General features: G+C 61.8%; 17 protein-coding genes and 2 pseudogenes. 11 read left to right on the plus strand and 8 right to left on the minus strand.

Translation table 11 applies throughout. From position 1 onward, the window contains the following. The first annotated feature begins 29 nt into the window (after positions 1–29). From J1M87_RS13110 to J1M87_RS13130, 5 genes are all read left to right on the plus strand, one after another. Entirely contained in the window at positions 30–998 is a 969-nt protein-coding gene (locus J1M87_RS13110) for a diiron oxygenase (protein ID WP_027498243.1), read from the plus strand. A gap of 158 nt (positions 999–1,156) precedes the next feature. After that, positions 1,157–2,671, plus strand: a complete 1,515-nt coding sequence (locus J1M87_RS13115) for an NAD(P)/FAD-dependent oxidoreductase (protein WP_206489917.1) — start codon at positions 1,157–1,159, stop codon at positions 2,669–2,671. 39 nt (positions 2,672–2,710) lie between these two features. Next, positions 2,711–3,580 (plus strand): SDR family oxidoreductase, encoded by an 870-nt coding sequence (locus J1M87_RS13120; protein WP_027498241.1) that lies wholly within the window; start codon positions 2,711–2,713, stop codon positions 3,578–3,580. Further along, positions 3,577–4,647, plus strand: coding sequence for a ferredoxin--NADP reductase (locus tag J1M87_RS13125; RefSeq protein WP_115304719.1), 1,071 nt, complete (start codon positions 3,577–3,579; stop codon positions 4,645–4,647). The genes J1M87_RS13120 and J1M87_RS13125 overlap by 4 nt, the downstream gene beginning before the upstream one ends. Continuing rightward, positions 4,637–5,560: an alpha/beta fold hydrolase gene (locus tag J1M87_RS13130; RefSeq protein WP_027498239.1), complete on the plus strand. Its 924-nt coding sequence runs from the start codon at positions 4,637–4,639 to the stop codon at positions 5,558–5,560. Before J1M87_RS13125 ends, J1M87_RS13130 begins: the two co-directional genes overlap by 11 nt. Here the strand turns inward: J1M87_RS13130 and J1M87_RS28625 are convergent. Then, positions 5,508–5,930, minus strand: a complete 423-nt coding sequence (locus J1M87_RS28625; protein ID WP_374222385.1) for a hypothetical protein — start codon at positions 5,928–5,930, stop codon at positions 5,508–5,510. The two genes, J1M87_RS13130 and J1M87_RS28625, sit on opposite strands and share 53 nt — an antisense overlap. A gap of 133 nt (positions 5,931–6,063) precedes the next feature. Here J1M87_RS28625 and J1M87_RS13135 point away from each other — a divergent pair, with 133 nt between their 5' ends. After that, a complete protein-coding gene (locus J1M87_RS13135) occupies positions 6,064–6,816 on the plus strand; it encodes a TetR/AcrR family transcriptional regulator (RefSeq protein ID WP_068052725.1) in 753 nt (250 codons plus the stop codon). Positions 6,817–6,847: 31 nt separating this feature from the next. Here J1M87_RS13135 and J1M87_RS13140 read toward each other — a convergent pair. Further along, a pseudogene (locus tag J1M87_RS13140) lies at positions 6,848–7,363 on the minus strand (transposase); the annotation flags it as partial. A gap of 572 nt (positions 7,364–7,935) precedes the next feature. Here J1M87_RS13140 and J1M87_RS13145 point away from each other — a divergent pair. Further along, the gene (locus tag J1M87_RS13145; protein ID WP_027498237.1) at positions 7,936–8,490 is read left to right on the plus strand and encodes a PaaI family thioesterase; all 555 of its coding nucleotides are present in this window, start codon (positions 7,936–7,938) and stop codon (positions 8,488–8,490) included. A 16-nt stretch (positions 8,491–8,506) separates the two neighbouring features. Here the strand turns inward: J1M87_RS13145 and J1M87_RS13150 are convergent, their stop codons facing one another. Next, entirely contained in the window at positions 8,507–10,060 is a 1,554-nt protein-coding gene (locus J1M87_RS13150) for an MFS transporter (RefSeq protein ID WP_206489918.1), read from the minus strand. A gap of 124 nt (positions 10,061–10,184) precedes the next feature. Here J1M87_RS13150 and J1M87_RS13155 point away from each other — a divergent pair, with 124 nt between their 5' ends. Then, positions 10,185–10,889 (plus strand): TetR/AcrR family transcriptional regulator, encoded by a 705-nt coding sequence (locus J1M87_RS13155; RefSeq protein ID WP_054827583.1) that lies wholly within the window; start codon positions 10,185–10,187, stop codon positions 10,887–10,889. Between the two features lie 22 nt (positions 10,890–10,911). Here J1M87_RS13155 and J1M87_RS29010 read toward each other — a convergent pair whose 3' ends face one another. Further along, the gene (locus tag J1M87_RS29010; RefSeq protein WP_206489919.1) at positions 10,912–11,490 is read right to left on the minus strand and encodes a recombinase family protein; all 579 of its coding nucleotides are present in this window, start codon (positions 11,488–11,490) and stop codon (positions 10,912–10,914) included. Positions 11,491–11,564: 74 nt separating this feature from the next. Between J1M87_RS29010 and istA the strand changes: the two genes are divergently transcribed. Then, positions 11,565–13,106 carry an IS21-like element IS1415 family transposase gene (gene istA, locus J1M87_RS13165; protein ID WP_030538069.1) on the plus strand — a complete coding sequence of 514 codons (1,542 nt, stop codon included), beginning with the start codon at positions 11,565–11,567 and terminating at the stop codon, positions 13,104–13,106. Continuing rightward, positions 13,106–13,897: an IS21-like element IS1415 family helper ATPase IstB gene (gene istB / locus J1M87_RS13170; protein WP_042927001.1), complete on the plus strand. Its 792-nt coding sequence runs from the start codon at positions 13,106–13,108 to the stop codon at positions 13,895–13,897. Before istA ends, istB begins: the two co-directional genes overlap by 1 nt. A 113-nt stretch (positions 13,898–14,010) precedes the next feature. On the opposite strand, the pseudogene J1M87_RS13175 reads toward istB, so the two are convergent. The 3 genes and pseudogenes from J1M87_RS13175 to J1M87_RS13185 all read right to left on the minus strand — a co-directional run. Beyond that, positions 14,011–14,145 (minus strand): annotated as a pseudogene (locus J1M87_RS13175) (recombinase family protein); the annotation flags it as partial. Positions 14,146–14,325: 180 nt separating this feature from the next. Beyond that, complete coding sequence (locus J1M87_RS13180) at positions 14,326–14,637, minus strand: helix-turn-helix transcriptional regulator (protein WP_206489920.1); 312 nt, start codon at positions 14,635–14,637, stop codon at positions 14,326–14,328. 20 nt (positions 14,638–14,657) lie between these two features. Continuing rightward, positions 14,658–15,005, minus strand: coding sequence for a type II toxin-antitoxin system RelE/ParE family toxin (locus J1M87_RS13185; protein WP_206489921.1), 348 nt, complete (start codon positions 15,003–15,005; stop codon positions 14,658–14,660). A 646-nt stretch (positions 15,006–15,651) separates the two neighbouring features. Here J1M87_RS13185 and J1M87_RS13190 point away from each other — a divergent pair. Next, positions 15,652–16,086: a hypothetical protein gene (locus J1M87_RS13190; protein WP_206489922.1), complete on the plus strand. Its 435-nt coding sequence runs from the start codon at positions 15,652–15,654 to the stop codon at positions 16,084–16,086. On the opposite strand, the gene J1M87_RS13195 is transcribed toward J1M87_RS13190, so the two are convergent. Continuing rightward, positions 16,083–16,397: a hypothetical protein gene (locus J1M87_RS13195; protein WP_206489923.1), complete on the minus strand. Its 315-nt coding sequence runs from the start codon at positions 16,395–16,397 to the stop codon at positions 16,083–16,085. The two genes, J1M87_RS13190 and J1M87_RS13195, sit on opposite strands and share 4 nt — an antisense overlap. Between the last annotated feature and the right edge of the window lie 132 nt (positions 16,398–16,529).

Consider the following 16,529-nt stretch of genomic DNA (forward strand, 5'->3'; position numbering starts at 1 on the left):
CTCGGCCCGGAACGCAACGGAGGTGTCACATGACCGTTCAAAATGTGGAGACCAAGCCCGACGTCTCAACGGAAGGCGCTGCGCGTGTCAGCGCCCGCAAGCCCGTCGACATGCAGAGATCTGCCGGCCGACTGCTGCGGGCGGCGGCCGAAAAATTCTATGACGCGGAGATCGACATCGATTGGGACTCACCCTGGGAGGAAGGAAAGTACTACCTGCCAGAGCATCGGGTCTCGCTCTACGGCACCAAGCTGTGGGAGAGAATGAGCGACGAGCAAAAGGCGGAACTCGGGCGCCACGAAATCGTCAGCATCCTCAGCTTCGGTATCTACGCGGAGAATCTGCTCAGCTCGGCGCTGCTCCGAACATCCGCCAAAGGCGCCCTGACAGATCAAAGGTCCCTCTACGCCCTTAACGAGATCGGCGACGAGGCACGTCACTCGACGATGTTCGCCCGACTGATCAACAAGACGGGCCTGGCACCGTACAAGTTGCCGAAGGGGTTCTTGAGCATCGCGAAGATCTTGCACTTTGTGCCTCTCGGCCCGTCCGTGTCCGGCGCGACTCTGCTCATCGAGGAGATCCTCGACCGCGCTCAGCGCGAGGCGATGAATGACCCGAAAATGCAGCCGCAGCTGCGCCAGCTCATGAAGATCCACGTTCTCGAAGAGGCCCGTCACATCACGTTCGCGCGGCTGGAAATGGTGGAAGGGATGCAGCGTCGCGGACGCATCTCGCGCGCCTGGCATAGAGGCACGTTGGCGGCCATTGCGAACTTTGCATACCCGTTGCTCATCAATCCGAAGGTATATCCCGATGTCGGAATCAGCCGTCTGCGCGGCCTGTGGGCGCAGCAGACGAGCCCGAACTATCGCGTCAACTTGCAGTTCATGTCCGAGCCGATGATCCGATTCTTCCACGAGGCCGGAATGATGGAGGGGAAGTTCACGATGGCGATGTGGCGCGCAACGCGCAGCCTGCCCGACGATCTGCGCTAACACGCCCGGCCCGGTCCGCGCGTCCCACAGCCCATTCCTCGACCCCACGACCGGATTCCTCGGTTCGTGGGCTTGGGCGGATGACATTCCCACACCTGCCACGCGTCACGGCGCGCCGTGCGGGTCCGTTTTCTGCATTCGATCAGGAGATTTTCACAATGCCGTCCTCCAACGCCAAGTCCGCCGCCACGGCGACAGACCCGGGAATAACCGAGCCCATCACTACCAAAGTTCTCATCATCGGCAGCGGCTTCTCTGGCCTCGGTATGGCCGTCCAGCTCCGCCGACGCGGGTACAGCGATTTCATCGTTCTAGAAAAGGCCGACTCCGTCGGTGGGACGTGGCGCGACAACACCTATCCGGGATGCGCGTGCGACGTACCGTCACTGATGTACTCCTACTCGTTCGAGAGTCGCGGTAGCTGGTCGAAGGTGTGGTCCTCGCAGCCCGAAATCGAGCAGTACCTGAAAGATATCTCCAACAAGCGTGGTGTCACTCAGAAGATCCACTTCGGGCAGAAGTTGGTCTCCGGATACTGGAGCGAGTCCGAATCTCGGTGGCACCTGCATACCGAGTCGGGCCGGGAGTACGTCGCGCAGTACGTCGTGTCCGGTGTCGGCGCTCTGCACATCCCGAATTTTCCGAACATCCCCGGAATCGACGAGTTCGCCGGCCAGGCGTTCCATTCGGCACAGTGGGACCACACGGTGGATCTCCAGGGCAAGCGGGTGGCCGTCATTGGCACCGGTGCCAGCGCGATTCAGTTCGTGCCGTTCGTGCAGAAGGACGCCGGCACACTCACGGTCTTCCAGCGAACCCCGGCTTGGGTACTTCCACGCAAGAACTTCGCGGTGCCGCCGGTACTTCGGACGCTGCTCAGCAAGATCCCCATTACTCGCCGCCTCGCTCGGTGGTCGGTCTACTGGGGCGCAGAGAGCCTGGCCTTCGGGCTCAACGGCCACTCCAACCTTATGCGACCAATCGAAAAGGTGGCGAAATGGAACATCGAGCGTTCTATCACCGACCCCGAGCTACGCCGGAAGCTGATGCCGTCCTACCGCATCGGATGCAAGCGCATCCTGGGATCGAACGACTACTACCCTGCGCTCGCCGCCCCCAACACGACAGTGATCAGCGATCGGATCGAAAAGATCACTGCCGATTCGATCGTCACCCCTGACGGCGTGTCACACCCTGTGGATGTGATCATTTACGCCACAGGGTTCCATGTCACGGACGGGTTCGATCAACTCGCGCTCAAGGGCGCTCGGGGCGAGGACTTGCCGTCGCACTGGCACCGGACGGGCATCAATACCCACCTCGGCATCACCACCGAGGGCTTCCCGAACCTGTTCTTCCTGCTCGGACCTAACACGGGTCTTGGGCACAACTCTGTCGTGTTCATGATCGAGCAGCAGATCAAGTACATCATGAAGGCCATCGACGCCGTCGACAGTCGAGGTGCGGAGCGTGTTGATGTGCGGGCCGAGGTTCAAGAACACTTCAACAAGAGCATCCAACACAAGCTCGCCAAGGGCGTGTGGACCAACGGCGGATGTACGAGTTGGTATCTGGACTCGCAAGGTGTCAACCGTACGGTGTGGCCCGGGTTCACCTGGCAGTACTGGCGAGCGACGAAAGACTTCGAGCCCGCCGAGTACGAGATCGCCTGACAATCCAACCGTAGGTCATCGAGAAGTGAGTATCCGACAGTGAGTAGTTCGACAGCAGGCAATTACGCGACCCAGGTCGCAGTCGTCACGGGAGCCGCCTCAGGGATCGGTCGGTCCCTTGCCCTCCAACTGGCCGAACGCGGGGCCAGCCTTGCCTTGTCCGACGTCGACGAAGTGCATCTCGAGGAGACGGCGGACATGTGCCGTACCGCGCATCGTGCGACCGTGGAGACCGCGGTGTTGGACGTGGCAGATCGTGCTGCGTTCCAGGTTTACGCAGAGAGCGTGCAGTCGTCTTTCGGGCGCGTCAACATGGTGTTCAACAATGCCGGCGTCGCCCTCGGCGCCGACGTTGTCGACATGTCCTGGGAGGATTTCGACTGGCTGATGGGCATCAACTTCGGTGGTGTCGTCAACGGGACCAAGGCGTTCCTGCCTTATCTGATCGCCTCTGGTGATGGTCATCTGGTAAACACCTCCAGCGTCTTCGGTCTGGTCGGGATCCCCAGTCAAAGCGCTTACAACGCCGCGAAGTTCGGTGTGCGTGGCTTCACCGAAGCGCTTCGGCAAGAGATGAAAATCAGTCGGCATCCGGTCACGGTGACATGCGTTCACCCCGGCGGCGTCAAGACTAATATCGTCAACAACGCTCGTGGTGTATCCGATATGGGGGCAGATACCGCCACCATTGCCTCGATGTTCAACAACATCGCCAGGACCACTCCGGAGAAAGCTGCGTGCGCCATCCTCAAGGGAATGGACAAGAAGAAGCCCCGAGTGCTGATCGGCGCAGACGCACGTGGCTTCGACTTTGTCGCACGCGTTGTCGGTCCGCGCTACCAGGACATCTCTGCGCCTGTCACACGCGCGGGCTACGCCTTGGCTCGTAAGCGGGGGATCATCAAATGACCCTCGAACAGGAGAATCGGCCGGGCACCACCGCGCGATCGCGAACGCTGACCGTGTCGGAGGTCGTGCAGGAGACCAAGGACTCCGTGAGCATCGCCTTCGAAGTGCCTGACGAGATCGTCGACGATTTCAAGCATCTACCCGGGCAGTTCATTACGTTGAAGATCCCGTCCGACCAGACGGGCCACGTCGCACGATGCTACTCGCTGAGCAGTTCGCCTCATGTCGATGACTTCCGCCTCGAGATCGGGGTGAAGCGCACCGCTGGGGGGTATGCGTCGAACTGGTTGTGTGACAACGTTTCCATCGGCATGGAGGTGACCGTCCTCACGCCATCGGGAAAGTTTACCGCTAAGAGCCTCGACGTCGACTTGCTCTTCTTCGCTGGCGGAAGCGGCATCACTCCGGTTCTGTCGCTGGTGCAGTCGGCTCTGGTGTCGGGCAGTGGGGAAGTTGTCCTGTTCTACGCAAACCGTGACTCCGATTCGATCATGTACGAGTGCCGGCTTGAGCAGATTAGATCTGAATTCGCCGAGCGGTTCACTTTGGTTGACTGGCTTGAGTCGGAGAACGGGATTCCCACATCAGAGGCTGTAGAAAAGATTATTCGTGAACACAAGGGATCGGCAATTTTCACCTGCGGGCCTTCCCCTTTCATGGATCTTGTGGAAAGCTCTGCCGCCGCATGCGGAGTGGATCATTCGGATGTACATCGAGAGGTATTCCAGTCGCTGACGGGTGACCCGTTCGACACCGCAACACTGCGTCGACTCAGTGACGACGAGGGTGTAGCTACGGCCACGGTTTACCTGAACGGAGAGTGCATCACCACGGAGTGGCCACGTAACACGCCTCTGCTCGATGTGCTGCTCTCGCGAGGGCACAATGCACCGTACTCGTGCCGAGAGGGCGCATGCAGCGCGTGTGTGTGCAAGCTCATCGATGGCGATGTCGAGATGGTGCAGAACAACATCCTCGTAGACGACGACATTGAGGACGGCGAGCGACTCGCGTGCCAGGCACTTCCGCTCACCGACGCTGTGACGGTGAGTTTCGATGACCTCTGACTCCTCGAAAGCTGGCCTATTGTCGCGGCGGTCGCGGGAGGTTCTCTCCAGTGACGGCACGAGGCTGTTTGTCGAGGAGTACGGGCTCGGTGATGATGCGCCGCTGCTGGTGTTCAGCCACGGGTGGGCTTGCCAAGGTCGGTTCTGGAGACCTCAGATCGAGCACTTCGCCACCACACACCGTGTGGTGGTGTACGACCAACGAGGGCATGGCTGGAGCGACCGGGGTCGCGCGCCCTTCTCTTCGTCGGTGCTCGGCGACGATCTCGAGGCTGTCTTGCGCGCTGTCGTCACGTCTAATCGTAAGGCATTGGTGACCGGTCATAGTATGGGCGGGATGTCCATCATGGGTTGGGCTGCCGAGCACCCGGAGTCGGTGCCCGTCTTATCCCGTGGTGCCGTCTTGGCGAGTACCGGCCCCTCGCAGTTGGTGAGTAAATCGACGCTAATTGGGTCGCCACGTCGATTCCGCGCCTCACTGGAGCGGGCATTCGCAGCCGGGCTCGCCACCGCGGGACCGGAGATGCTTGACACTCGCTTCAACCGACGGTTGGTGAAATACGGGACGATGGGTCCACACGCGCCAGCAGACGTTGTGGCTGAGTGTTCCGACATAGTACTGCGGTGCCCCCCTGCGGTTCGGGGAATGTGGGGCAGGGTCCTGGCCACCATCGATGTGAGCAAAGGAATCGACTCACTTACGGTTCCGACGACCGTGATCGTGGGCTCGGCCGACAAGTTGACACCCGCGGTTCATTCCATTGATCTCGCCGACCGACTGCAGCAGCGCCGCCGGTTGCATGAGTTCGTGGCGTTGCCACAGATCGGTCACATGATCAACATGGAGGCACCAAACTATTTCAACGAAGCAGCGGCCCGATTGGACGCAGCCACGGTAGGCGATGGCTTTTGAACCGTCGACCGGACACACATGAGCTCGTGAGACGGCCACGATCGTCGACAGGCCGCGCGTGTCCGAGTTGGGAGGGGTCCATCGAGGCGTACAGCATCGATGGCATCGCCACGGTGATCTTTTTTGCGTCGATGGTGCGCAGCACCTCGGCGGATAAAACTTCGGCAGCACCATCATCGGGCCGCCTTTCGTCAGGGTCGGCACGAAGAACGCGGCCCCAGCATGCGACAGCGGGGTGCACATCGAGAATTTGGGGAACCCGGTCATTCTCACTCCGGAGAGTTGAATCTGCGTCATCGTGAACATTGCCGAAGCCTCCGATGGCTCCCTTCGGCTTTCCGGTCGTGCCGCCGGTGTATGTGATCGACACGGTGCGATCCGGCGGACGATCGGCTGCTTGAGGGAGGGTGCCGAACCGCTGCGAGCGAACCGAGAGGTTTCAGCGAACGGCTCTCCAGCCCGACTCGCTTGAGAGGACCCTTCAGGGTATTGTTAACCCCATAATGTCATTCGTCCGCCGCGTTTCATTTACTCCATCTCAGGTGCAGCGTCGAGTGGCCGATGCCCGTAGCACCCGCTGGGATGAGCATAGAGTCGAGGTACGCGCGCAGCTGGTCGACGCGACCATACGGATCATCGAACGGTATGGTGCAGGCGTCAGCATGGACGACATCGCTGCGGAGGCCCGTGTATCTAAACCAAAGCTGTATCGCTACTTTGGCGACAAAGCGGGCTTGAACGCGGCGGTGGCGGCGAAACTCGGTGCGTTGATGTGGGATTCGGCGAAAGTCACTATTCTCGCCGACCAAGATTATCTTTCGGTTGACGACATGGTTCGCTCGTCCGTCCAGAGCTACGTCGCGCTCGTCGGGCAGTATCCCACTGTCGTCAGATTCCTTATGGCGAATCACTTGTTTCAGTACTCCGGATCGGGAAATGGCGGAGTTGCTGACGAACTGAGGTCGGTGATGGAGGTCGTCGCCGATCGGTTCACTGAAAGTCTTCAGCGTGTTCACGCAGATACTTCGGTCATTCCCTTGGCCGTGGCGTCCATTCTGGGTTCTGGTCTATCTGCGACTCAGTGGTGGATCGACAACGGTCGTGAGCAAGGGGTGGATGATACGTTCTTCGCCGCACACCTATCAGAGACGACGTGGGGAATCATCGACGGCGCGGCCGCAACCGTAGGCGTGGCCTTCTCACGCAGTCTGCCATTCAGCCATCCCGGTTTCGCGTCCCGCCACAAAATGGACTGAATCACCCTAGATATCCAATAATTGTAACTTGTCAAGCTGCGTCGGGTTGTTGCGCGGTGCGGTGTGCCCAAGCGGTGTGTTCGTCGTATTCGGTGCAGTGGCGTACGCACCCGTGCAGGAGCCCGACAAGTCTGTTGGCGAGTGCGCGGAGCGCTTGGTGGTGGAGGTCTCCGGTAGCACGGTGTTGTTCGTAGAACGCGCGAGCGGCCGGACTCTGGCTGAGGGCGCAGAACGCCCACCGGTCGATGGCATCGTAGAGCCGCCGGTTGCGGATATGTCGAGCCAGTACGGCCCGCTTCTTGCCCGACGCAACTGTCAGGGGTGACGTACCGGCGTAATTCTTGCGAGACTTGGCGTTGGTGTAGCGGTCGACGTCGTCGCTGAATTCACCGAGCCCCGGGCGGCGAGGATGACACCGATTCCTGGCAGGGAGAGGTAGATGGCGGCGTTGCGTGTCAGCGTCCGGGTGTGTTTCAAAATGGCGGGTCAGTTCGGCTTCGAGGTCGCCGATCTGACGGTTCAACTCCGCGATCAACGCCAAGAGTGCGCCCGGCATCGCGCTCGACCTGCGCTGCGAACGCCTGCAACCACGAAAGGCGAACGCTACCGATCCCGTTTCTGCGCCCGCTGCGCACTCCGCGACGACCTCCATGCAATCTTGATATTCGATAACGAGGACATCGCGCTGGACGCGCTCCTTCAAGCGTTGGGCGCAACAAATCGACCTCAGAGCGCGGTCATCTTGATGCGAGGCGCGCGGGCCTCGCCTGCCGCCGCGGAGCGGCAGAGATTGGGGTCGTCGAAGCATTCGGCCGAGGCAGGTCGGGTGTGAGATAGTTGCATTCGCGAGATGCCCTTCGTGGTGGCTGGAATGTTCCCTAGACAAGAACTCAGTTACGGGCAGTCCGCAAACGCGGCCTCAGAATAGTCATCTCCAGGTCCGAAATCCTCGCGGCAGATCACTTCTCTCTTTAAAGCTATGTCGGCTTGGTCGATCCTTTAGTGCGGTTCACTTCTGACATAGTGCAGTTTATCTTTCGAAACTAACAGCGGTGCAGGCCGAGCGCACGAAGACGCGACAGACTCGGCACAATGTTTTCACGACAGAGAGGTCCGACCATGAAAAGAATTCCAGACGAGGTCAGCGGGTCGGCCGGCCCCGCTATCGAGAACTGGGCGCGCTCGTTCTGGAGCACGAGTTTCGATTCGCCTGATCTACCGCCCCACCACCCCGACTGTCTTGGTTGTGGGCCGCAGAACCCGCACGGCCATGCCCTGTCGGTCCAGCGTGACGAGAACGGCGTGGTGGCTCACCATGTGTTCGATCAACGTCATGTCGGGGCACCCGGGATAGCACACGGCGGCGCGGTGGCGACCGTTCTCGACGATCTGTTCGGCTTCCTGCTCTACACAGTGGGTGAGCTCGCCGTGACGCGGCGTCTCGAGCTCGACTACCTAGCGCCGGTTCTGCTCGGCACTCCATACGTATTGCGTGCTGCCGTTCGGTCTCGTGATGGGCGCAAACTGGATCTCACGGCCACGATGGACGATGCGCAGGGCCGCTCGGTAGCCACCGCTACTGCCCTGTTCGTGGTGGTCGAGGTCGAACACTTCATGCAGTCCCAAGCCCGAGCCCAACTCCGGGCCACAGACACGAATCACACCGAAGAATAGACACCCTGGCCGACCTTCACCGACGTCCGTCACCCGCGGTGGCTGTCGTACGGCTGCGTCTACCTGGCGCAAAGACGGCGAGGACGAGTGCCCCAGCGGCGGTCAGCGCCGCCAACGACAGCGTCGCCTGACCACTTCCGTGTACGAATGCGGCTCTGGCGAACTCGGCCAGCGGCTGACCAGCTGGTCCTGCGCGGTCGGCGACCTGCAACGCGGCGGCCAGAGAATCGGCCACCGGACCACGGGCAGGCTCGGGTAGCTGGGGCAGAGCCGGCTGAATGTGCTGAACGTAACCGGCCGCGAGCACGCTACCGGCTACCGCAATCCCAATCGCGGCACCGATTTCGCGAGCTGCGTCGTTGACCGCGGCAGCCACCCCGTGCTTGGCCTCAGGAGTGTCCGAGACGATGGCGAAAGTCGCAGGGGCGGTACACAACCCCAAACCCGCGCTCATGATGAGCAGGGGCCACAGCAGGTCAGGGTAAGTCGCAGCGACGGTCAGTCTGCTCACCATCACCAGTCCCGCCGCGATGGTGAGCAGACCTACAGTGGTCATCACCCGCAGCCCAACAATGTTCGACAGCCAGGGTGCAATCACCGAGATCACGATGAGCGGCACGACCATAGGGGTCAACGCCAACGCGGCGGTGAGCGGTCCATAACCGAGAATCAACTGCAGATACTGCACCAACAGCAAGAACACCCCGAAGGTCACCAGAAATTGGATACAGACAGACAGCGCGCCGGCACCGAAACCACGGCGGGCGAACAACCGGACATCGAGTAGCGGTGCCGAGGAACGTAGTTCTACGACGACGAACACCACAACTGCGAACAAGCCCACCGCAGTGCTGATGGCGACGAGCGAATCCGACCAGCCACGGGCCGGAACCTCGATCACAGCGAAGACGATCGCCCCGACTGCCACAACTACGGTCACAGCGCCCACCCAATCGACCGGTGGATGCTCCTGCTGGCGGGACTCCGCGATACTGCATGCCAACCCGGCCAGAACCGCTCCGGCGACGGTCAACCCGACGAACACCGAGGTCCACGACCACTGCTCGAGCAGCACTCCAGCCCCGAGGATGCCCAGGACCGCCCCGGATCCAGCAACCCCGGCCCACACCCCTACAGCGCGACCGCGATGCGCCGGTGGAAATCCCGCGGTCAGTATCGACAGCGTCGAGGGCATGACCAGCGCCGCACCCGCCCCAGCCAACGCGCGAGCAGCGATCAGCCACGCCGGGTCAGCAAGAAACAAGGGCAATGCCGACGCGAAAGCGAACAACGCCAACCCCGCCACGAGCACCCCCCGGCGACCGTAACGATCACCGATCGCACCGGCAGGCAGAACGAAGCACGCCAATACCAACGTATAACCGTCGACTATCCAGGTAAGTTGAGCTTGCGTCGCCCCTGTCGCGACCGCGATCTGTGGCAACGCTGAATACAATGCCGCCATTGCGGCCACCACCAACGCGACCGCCATGCACGACACAATCAACATCCACCACTGGGCGCCGCTCCATCGAGCGACGCCGGCAGAGTCGGATCCACGTTCGTTCATGGCCAGCCTCCCAGTTCGAGACCGGTCGTCTCGGTACGAGACTATTAGTATCATAACTCTGTGGGTGTGACAGAATGGTCATGCGAGGAGATATTTTGTCAGTCAAATGGAGCGGAGCCCGTTCATGGTCGACCCTCTCGTTGCAGCCGAGGGCCCGGCCGATCCCCGGCTGGCGCGCTCACGTAACCGGTTACTCGAAGCTGCCGGTCAGCTGCTGTCCACCGGCGGTGTCGAGGCGGTCACCGTGGAGGCGGTCACCCGCATGTCGAAGGTTGCGCGTGCCACGCTGTACCGACACTTCGGAAGTACCACCGACCTGCTCGCGGCAACCTTCGAGCGACTACTACCCCCAGTCGACACCGATATCGATACCGGTCCGCTACGCGAACGTCTGATTTCGTTGCTCACCACCCAAGCCGACCTCATCGACCAAGCTCCGGTGCAGATGACCACGCTGGCGTGGCTGGCAATGGGACCCGTCAACAGCGGCGACGCCAGTCGGCGCGATCTCGATCCTGGCGCGGTGGTCTCACTTCGGGCACGTGTCATAGAGCAATACCGCAAGTCCCTGGATCAGATCCTGACGGCCCCTGACGCCCGCGATGTGCTCGGCGAGCTCGACACCACCTTCGCCCTCATTCAGCTCCTCGGACCGATAGTGTTCGCTCGCCTTACAGGACTGCGTCACATCCACACCGACGACTGCATCCGCATCGTCGACAACTTTCTCGCCGCCCATGCCACAAGTGTCGGATCGAGCACTTCGCGCGACAATAGTCGTACGTGGCCGGCCACGACGCCAGACCCGCAGTTCAACGAAGGCCAGTAAGGCTTGACGGAAAACCACACCATCACTGCGCTAACCAGTCAGGGATCGCGGCGCTCATCGGATGCAACCTAACGTGGGCATAAGAACTCAGAGTTGCAGGAGACTTCTGAAATCGTGCAGCCGACTTCTGAAACTGACACAGGGTGCTGCGTGCGATGTTCAACACTTCCGCGATTTCGGTCATGGGTACGCCATCGCCGCGCATCTTTTTCGCCTGCCGCTTCTTCGCAGCCGTCAGCGAGGACGGCCGGCCTCCGACTCTGCCGCGATCACGCGCCGCCGACAGTCCGGCCATCGTGCGTTCACGGATGAGGTTGCGTTCGAATTCCGCTAGGGCACCGAAGATGTGGAAGATCAGCTTGCCGCCCGGGGTGGTCGTATTGATCTCTTCGGTCAAGGATTTGAACGCCACCCCTCGCGCTTCGAGTTCGGTGACGGTCTCGATCAGGTGCGGCAGCGAGCGTCCCAGTCGGTCGAGCCTCCATACGACGAGCGTGTCACCTGGACGCAGGGCGTCCATCAAGGCCGCCAGCTCGGGGCGATGTCGACGGCCATCGTAAGCTCCCCACTGGCGGCCATTTATGGCGCATTTTGTGGCCATGGTTTCTCCCCGCGTACGGCCAGATAGTTCCCCACCTGCTGTGAGTCAGATTCGGTCCCGGCAACGCTGGGTGGATGAAATCGAGCAGGGAGATCATGGAAATTTTGGAGGCGTACGACCTCACGGGTAGTTATCGGGCGGCGGCGGAGCTGGCTGGGTGTGATCACCACACGGTGGCCCGGTATGTGCAGATGCGCGCTGCGGGGCAGCCGCCGGACCGCCGGCGGCATCGAGCGCGGGCGATCGACGACTTTCTGCCGAAGATCGAGGAGTTGGTGGTCCGCTCGCAGGGCAAGGTCCGCGCGGATGTCATCCACGAACGGATCGTCGCGCTGGGGTTCACCGGCGGTGAGCGGACCACGCGCCGGACGGTCGCGGAGGCGAAGGCCCAGTTTCGGGCTGGTCGGCGGCGAGTGTATCGGCCGTGGGTAACCGAACCTGGGCTGTGGTTACAGTACGACTTCGGTGACGGGCCAACGATTTCCGGCCGGAAGACGACGTTGTTCTGCGCATGGTTGGCGTGGTCGCGATTTCGGGTGGTGATCCCGATCTGGGACAAGACATTGCCGACGGTGGCGGCGTGTTTGGATGCGACATTCCGCCGCTTGGGCGGGGTTCCGGTCTATGTCCTCACCGACAACGAGAAGACCGCGACGATCGATCACGTGGCCGGGATCGCGGTCCGCAATCCGGAGATCGTGGAGGTGGCACGGCATTACGGCACGACGCTGCGGACGTGTTTACCTGCTGATCCGGAGTCGAAGGGAGGAAGTGAGGCGACGGTGCGGATCGCCAAAGCCGACCTGTTGCCGAAGGAGGTGAACCTGCGCGAGCAGTATCACTCTTTCGGTGAGCTCGAGTCGGCTTGCCGGCAGTTCTGCACCGACGTCAACACCCGCGTCCACAGCTCTACTCGGCGGCGGCCGGTCGAGCGGCTGGCCGAAGAGTTGCAGCGGCTGCATCCGCTGCCGAAATCTCCGTTCACCGCGGTGTTCGGCACTACCCGGCGGGTGAACTGGGAGTCGACGATCTCGGTGGAAGGGGTGCGGTATTCGGTGCCGCACACGTTGATCGACACTCGGGTCTGGGCCCGCTTCCATGGTGAGGAGCTGATCGTGACCGCCGTCGACAATGATGGCGGTGCAGTCGAAGTCGCGCGGCACCGCCGCGGCCAACCCGGTTCACCGGTCCTCGACAACGACCACTACCCACCCCGCCCAGACCGCGACGCCGCCGACCGGGTGCCCAAGCCTCGTACCGCCGCCGAGCTCGCCTTCCTACAGTTGGGCCAGGGTGCCAACAGCTGGCTGGTCGAGGCTGCCGCCGCGGGAGCGCGCCGCATCAGGGCGAAGATGGCCGAGGCCGTGGACCTTTCGAAGCTGCACTCCCCGGACGCAGTCGACAGAGCGTTGGGGACGGCGGCGATGACCGGCCGGTTCGCCGATCGGGACCTGATCTCGATCCTCGACTACCAAGTCACCCACGAACACGCTGATCCGGTCCGTCGCAGCGAGAACCACACTCTGCAACCGGGCACCGCCGCCTGGTCCACCTTCGGCCAGACACCAGCGCCGGCCAGCCCAGCCACTACTGACGATGAAAGCGATGACGCCTGATGAGCACCCCTTTGCGCACTGTTACCAGCGCTAACGGCGACCCGTTGGCCGAGGCGATCGACCTGACTAAACGCCTGAAACTGCCCCATATCCGCAGGTCCTTGAGCGATATCATCCCGACCGCGAAAGCCCAACGCTGGGACCCCGCCGAAGTCGTGCGGGTTCTCCTCGCTGAGGAAGCCGCCGGCCGGGACCGGGCGAACCTGCACACTCGCCGCAAACGCGCGGGTTTCCCTACCGGCAAGACCTTCGGCGACTGGGACGAAACGAAATTGTCGATTCCCCGCGCCACCCAGGACGCGCTCCGCACCCTGGAGTGGGTCGGGCGGCGTGAATGTTTCTGCGTCTGCGGGCCTTCGGGAACTGGCAAGTCTCACTTCACCGAGGCACTCGGGCAGGCCGCAGTCGAAGCTGGGCTGGCGGTGTCTTGGTTCACCATCGAAGACCTCGGTGCCCTGGTCCGCCGGCACCGTGCCGACGACTCCATCGCCCGAGCCCTGACGAGGATCATCCGCTCCGACCTGATCATCGTCGACGACATCGGTCTGCTCCCGGTCTCTGAAGACGCCGCCGAAGGATTCTATCGCCTCGTCGACGCTGCCTACGAACGCCGAGCGATTGCCGTCTCGAGCAACCTGCACCCCTGCGGCTTCGACGAGATCATGCCCAAAACATTGGCCACCGCCACCGTTGACCGGCTCCTGCACCATGCGCACGTCGTCGTCACCGACGGCGACTCCTTCCGCCTCACCGAAGCCACCACCGGCAAGGGGGTGAAGCCCTTCAGCTAACCCCAATCAGAAAGCGGGTGGGGAAAAACAACTGGCCGCCACCGGGGAGAACCCGTGGCCACCAGCGGGGAGAACTACTGGCCGCCTACGGGGAGAACTTCGTGGCCATTGACAGGGCGATCCGTCTTCGCTCCTGAGGCCTTGTCGGTCCAGACGCGGAAACAGCCAGCCGCATTCAATGCGTCCAGCTGTAATTCCGGGTTCTGGTCGGTGGTCGAAACCCTCGCGTAGCCCAAAAAGTCGCTCACAAGGGCACAGTGTTGCAGAACTCACCGACAAGCGAGGTTTCGGGACAAAAGCAATGGGACACGTTTTTGGGACACCCCTGTGCCTGGTCGCTTCGCATGATCGGGGAGCTCCGCTTCGTGTCCGAGAAACGACCGATTGACGGACGCGCGATTCAGGTGGACTTCGCGACTGGCGTCTTCTCAGCTCAGCGTCACCGAGCGATCGCCAAAGTCTGCGACGACCCGAAGATGGCCGCCGAGGGCTTCGACGTAGGACTCCAGAGTTCCGAGCTGTGTGTTGCGGAGGTCGCCCCGCTCGATCTGTGAGACCCGAGGTTGGGAAATCCCCATCAGGTCGGCCAAATCCTCTTGGCGGGTCACCTGTTCGCGGCGGACCTCGACGAGACGGTGGGCCCGAACCTCTTCCTGCATCGTTTTCCGGGCGTTGCTGACGGCCTGCTCGTCGATCCGCTGTGCGGCGTCCGCCCGTACTTCACGCCAATTCCGAGCCATGTCTCGCACCTCCTGAGTTTTTAACTGTTCTCTAGCTTTTCGATCCAGAGCTCGTAGCGGTCCTCCGCTATCGGGATGTTGTCGGTGTACCACTGCTTCCACTCGCCGGCCTTGTCTCCCGCGACCAGCAAGATCGCTTGCCGCTGAGGATCGAATACAAACAAGATCCGGATGGAAGTTCCGGATGGCCGTAACTCCTTCATGTTGTGGATCTTTGAGCCTTTGACCTTGTCTACGGTGGGGCGTCCCAGCGTCGGCCCTTCGGCTTCCAAGTAGTCGATGGCTGCGGTCACGGCCGCGACATCGGACTCGTCCAAGGTTAGGAACCACTCGTCCACCTCGGCGAGGAGGACCACATCGCACTGCATGAAACCGACCCGCCTCCCAAATCCGTGGTGGCCGGTGCCACGTAAACAATATAACGCTGAGCTTCTATTTTTGGTAGAGGTGCGGCTCACATATCGGCGGCGGCCAGGGGCGGTCATGCCGCAGGGGAATGTGGCGGCCGGGGATCGGGACCCGACAGGGGACAACGGTGGAAGGATGGCGACATGCGCCCGGACAGGTACCTCGAGGATTTTCTGAACGGGCTGGAAACACTGAGCGGGGCGTACCCCGAGGCCGCGGAGGTGATCGCTTCGCACGGCGTCGTGGCCGCACTCGACGACGACGAGGCATTCGTAGTTCTGCTCCGTTTGGTAGGTCCGGAAGCGCCTGTGTATGCCGACGAATTGTGGCAGCTGATCAGTACGTTTCTAAACAGCCGACGCGCTGAGGAGTTGTTCGGCGGCTCTGAGGGCATTGGGCACACACATCTCAACGCGGTGAGACGGCCGCGATACATTCCGCCTAACACCCGGCCTGTGATCCCGCGATGATCTGACACACCGCCGACCTCACCCCGAATGCCCACCCAACCTAGGTCGCCGGACATGGAAGCAGCAACGCGTAATCGGCCGGCATGGCGCAGCGGACTGAAGGGCGGACAGGGTTGCTGTGTGTAGGGTCGTTCCCATGTCAGATTCCGAACAGGATTGGGGCACGGTACTTTCCGGACACAGATCCCCAGAGATGATCACCCGGCTGACCCCAGTGTTCGAAGCGCACAACATCGCCCCTGATGCGGTGGCCTCCGCGCTCGCGGACCAGGAGGCTTTCGTTGCGGCAACCACCAGTAGGTCGGACTGGGCAGATGCCTATGGCGGCAAAGTCGCCGCCGCGCTCATCGCCGCTGAAGTCCTCGAACAAGCAGCGGCTCTACAGTTCACGGTGTCGACCATCCGCTCCCGCATCGTCGCTCAGGTCGTAGCCGAATCGTCCGTCGGAGAAACCGCTCGGCAGCTCGGCTACAGCCATCAACACATCTCCCGACTCCGGAAGAGCGGAGCTGCACAACAGCGCCACGAGACGGAAGAGGTAACTAGTCGCTCAGTGGTGCTGGGGATTTAGGAAGCTTGCGCCCCATGGCTCTCCGCTTTTGCGCGCATCGTCACCCGCGCCAACATTTGTTCCATCTGCGGCCACCCCAACGGCACCGCAGCGCCATGCATTCTGAGACGGATATTCCACTCCGGAGCGAACGCATCCCACAGGACGCGTACAGCAGGTGCCAACACATCGCGCTCGATCGCCTCGACAGTCTCTCTGTCCCAACGAGGCTCCCCGTCAAAAGAATCCGGCTCACCGAACACCGAGGTCAACCGATCAGGTGTGTAACCGAGTGCAATCAGGTCCGAGGCGCTGAAATGTTGCTTGCTCACAAATCGGGGGTCGGGGAGCAGATTCTCGAAATCCGGCGCTAAGGATTTACGGCAGATAGTAGCGTACTATCTGCCGTAACTCGTGAGTCGTCCTGCCGCGATGGTCGTTCCGGAGATGGGCGACTCCGGAAA

Source organism: Rhodococcus sp. KRD162 (assembly GCF_017168335.1).
Taxonomy (GTDB): Bacteria; Actinomycetota; Actinomycetes; order Mycobacteriales; family Mycobacteriaceae; genus Rhodococcoides.

Excerpts from the sequence above, each read along its gene's own strand:
- J1M87_RS13155 (WP_054827583.1), top strand. The coding sequence starts at position 10,185 with ATGGTCGACCCTCTCGTTGCAGCCGAGGGCCCGGCCGATCCCCGGCTG.
- J1M87_RS13180 (WP_206489920.1), bottom strand. The coding sequence starts at position 14,637 with ATGGCTCGGAATTGGCGTGAAGTACGGGCGGACGCCGCACAGCGGATC.
- J1M87_RS13115 (WP_206489917.1), top strand. The coding sequence starts at position 1,157 with ATGCCGTCCTCCAACGCCAAGTCCGCCGCCACGGCGACAGACCCGGGA.
- istA (WP_030538069.1), top strand. The coding sequence starts at position 11,565 with ATGAAATCGAGCAGGGAGATCATGGAAATTTTGGAGGCGTACGACCTC.
- J1M87_RS29010 (WP_206489919.1), bottom strand. The coding sequence starts at position 11,490 with ATGGCCACAAAATGCGCCATAAATGGCCGCCAGTGGGGAGCTTACGAT.
- J1M87_RS13190 (WP_206489922.1), top strand. The coding sequence starts at position 15,652 with ATGTCAGATTCCGAACAGGATTGGGGCACGGTACTTTCCGGACACAGA.
- J1M87_RS13150 (WP_206489918.1), bottom strand. The coding sequence starts at position 10,060 with ATGAACGAACGTGGATCCGACTCTGCCGGCGTCGCTCGATGGAGCGGC.
- J1M87_RS13130 (WP_027498239.1), top strand. The coding sequence starts at position 4,637 with ATGACCTCTGACTCCTCGAAAGCTGGCCTATTGTCGCGGCGGTCGCGG.
- J1M87_RS13185 (WP_206489921.1), bottom strand. The coding sequence starts at position 15,005 with ATGCAGTGCGATGTGGTCCTCCTCGCCGAGGTGGACGAGTGGTTCCTA.
- istB (WP_042927001.1), top strand. The coding sequence starts at position 13,106 with ATGAGCACCCCTTTGCGCACTGTTACCAGCGCTAACGGCGACCCGTTG.
- J1M87_RS13135 (WP_068052725.1), top strand. The coding sequence starts at position 6,064 with ATGTCATTCGTCCGCCGCGTTTCATTTACTCCATCTCAGGTGCAGCGT.
- J1M87_RS13125 (WP_115304719.1), top strand. The coding sequence starts at position 3,577 with ATGACCCTCGAACAGGAGAATCGGCCGGGCACCACCGCGCGATCGCGA.
- J1M87_RS13110 (WP_027498243.1), top strand. The coding sequence starts at position 30 with ATGACCGTTCAAAATGTGGAGACCAAGCCCGACGTCTCAACGGAAGGC.
- J1M87_RS13145 (WP_027498237.1), top strand. The coding sequence starts at position 7,936 with ATGAAAAGAATTCCAGACGAGGTCAGCGGGTCGGCCGGCCCCGCTATC.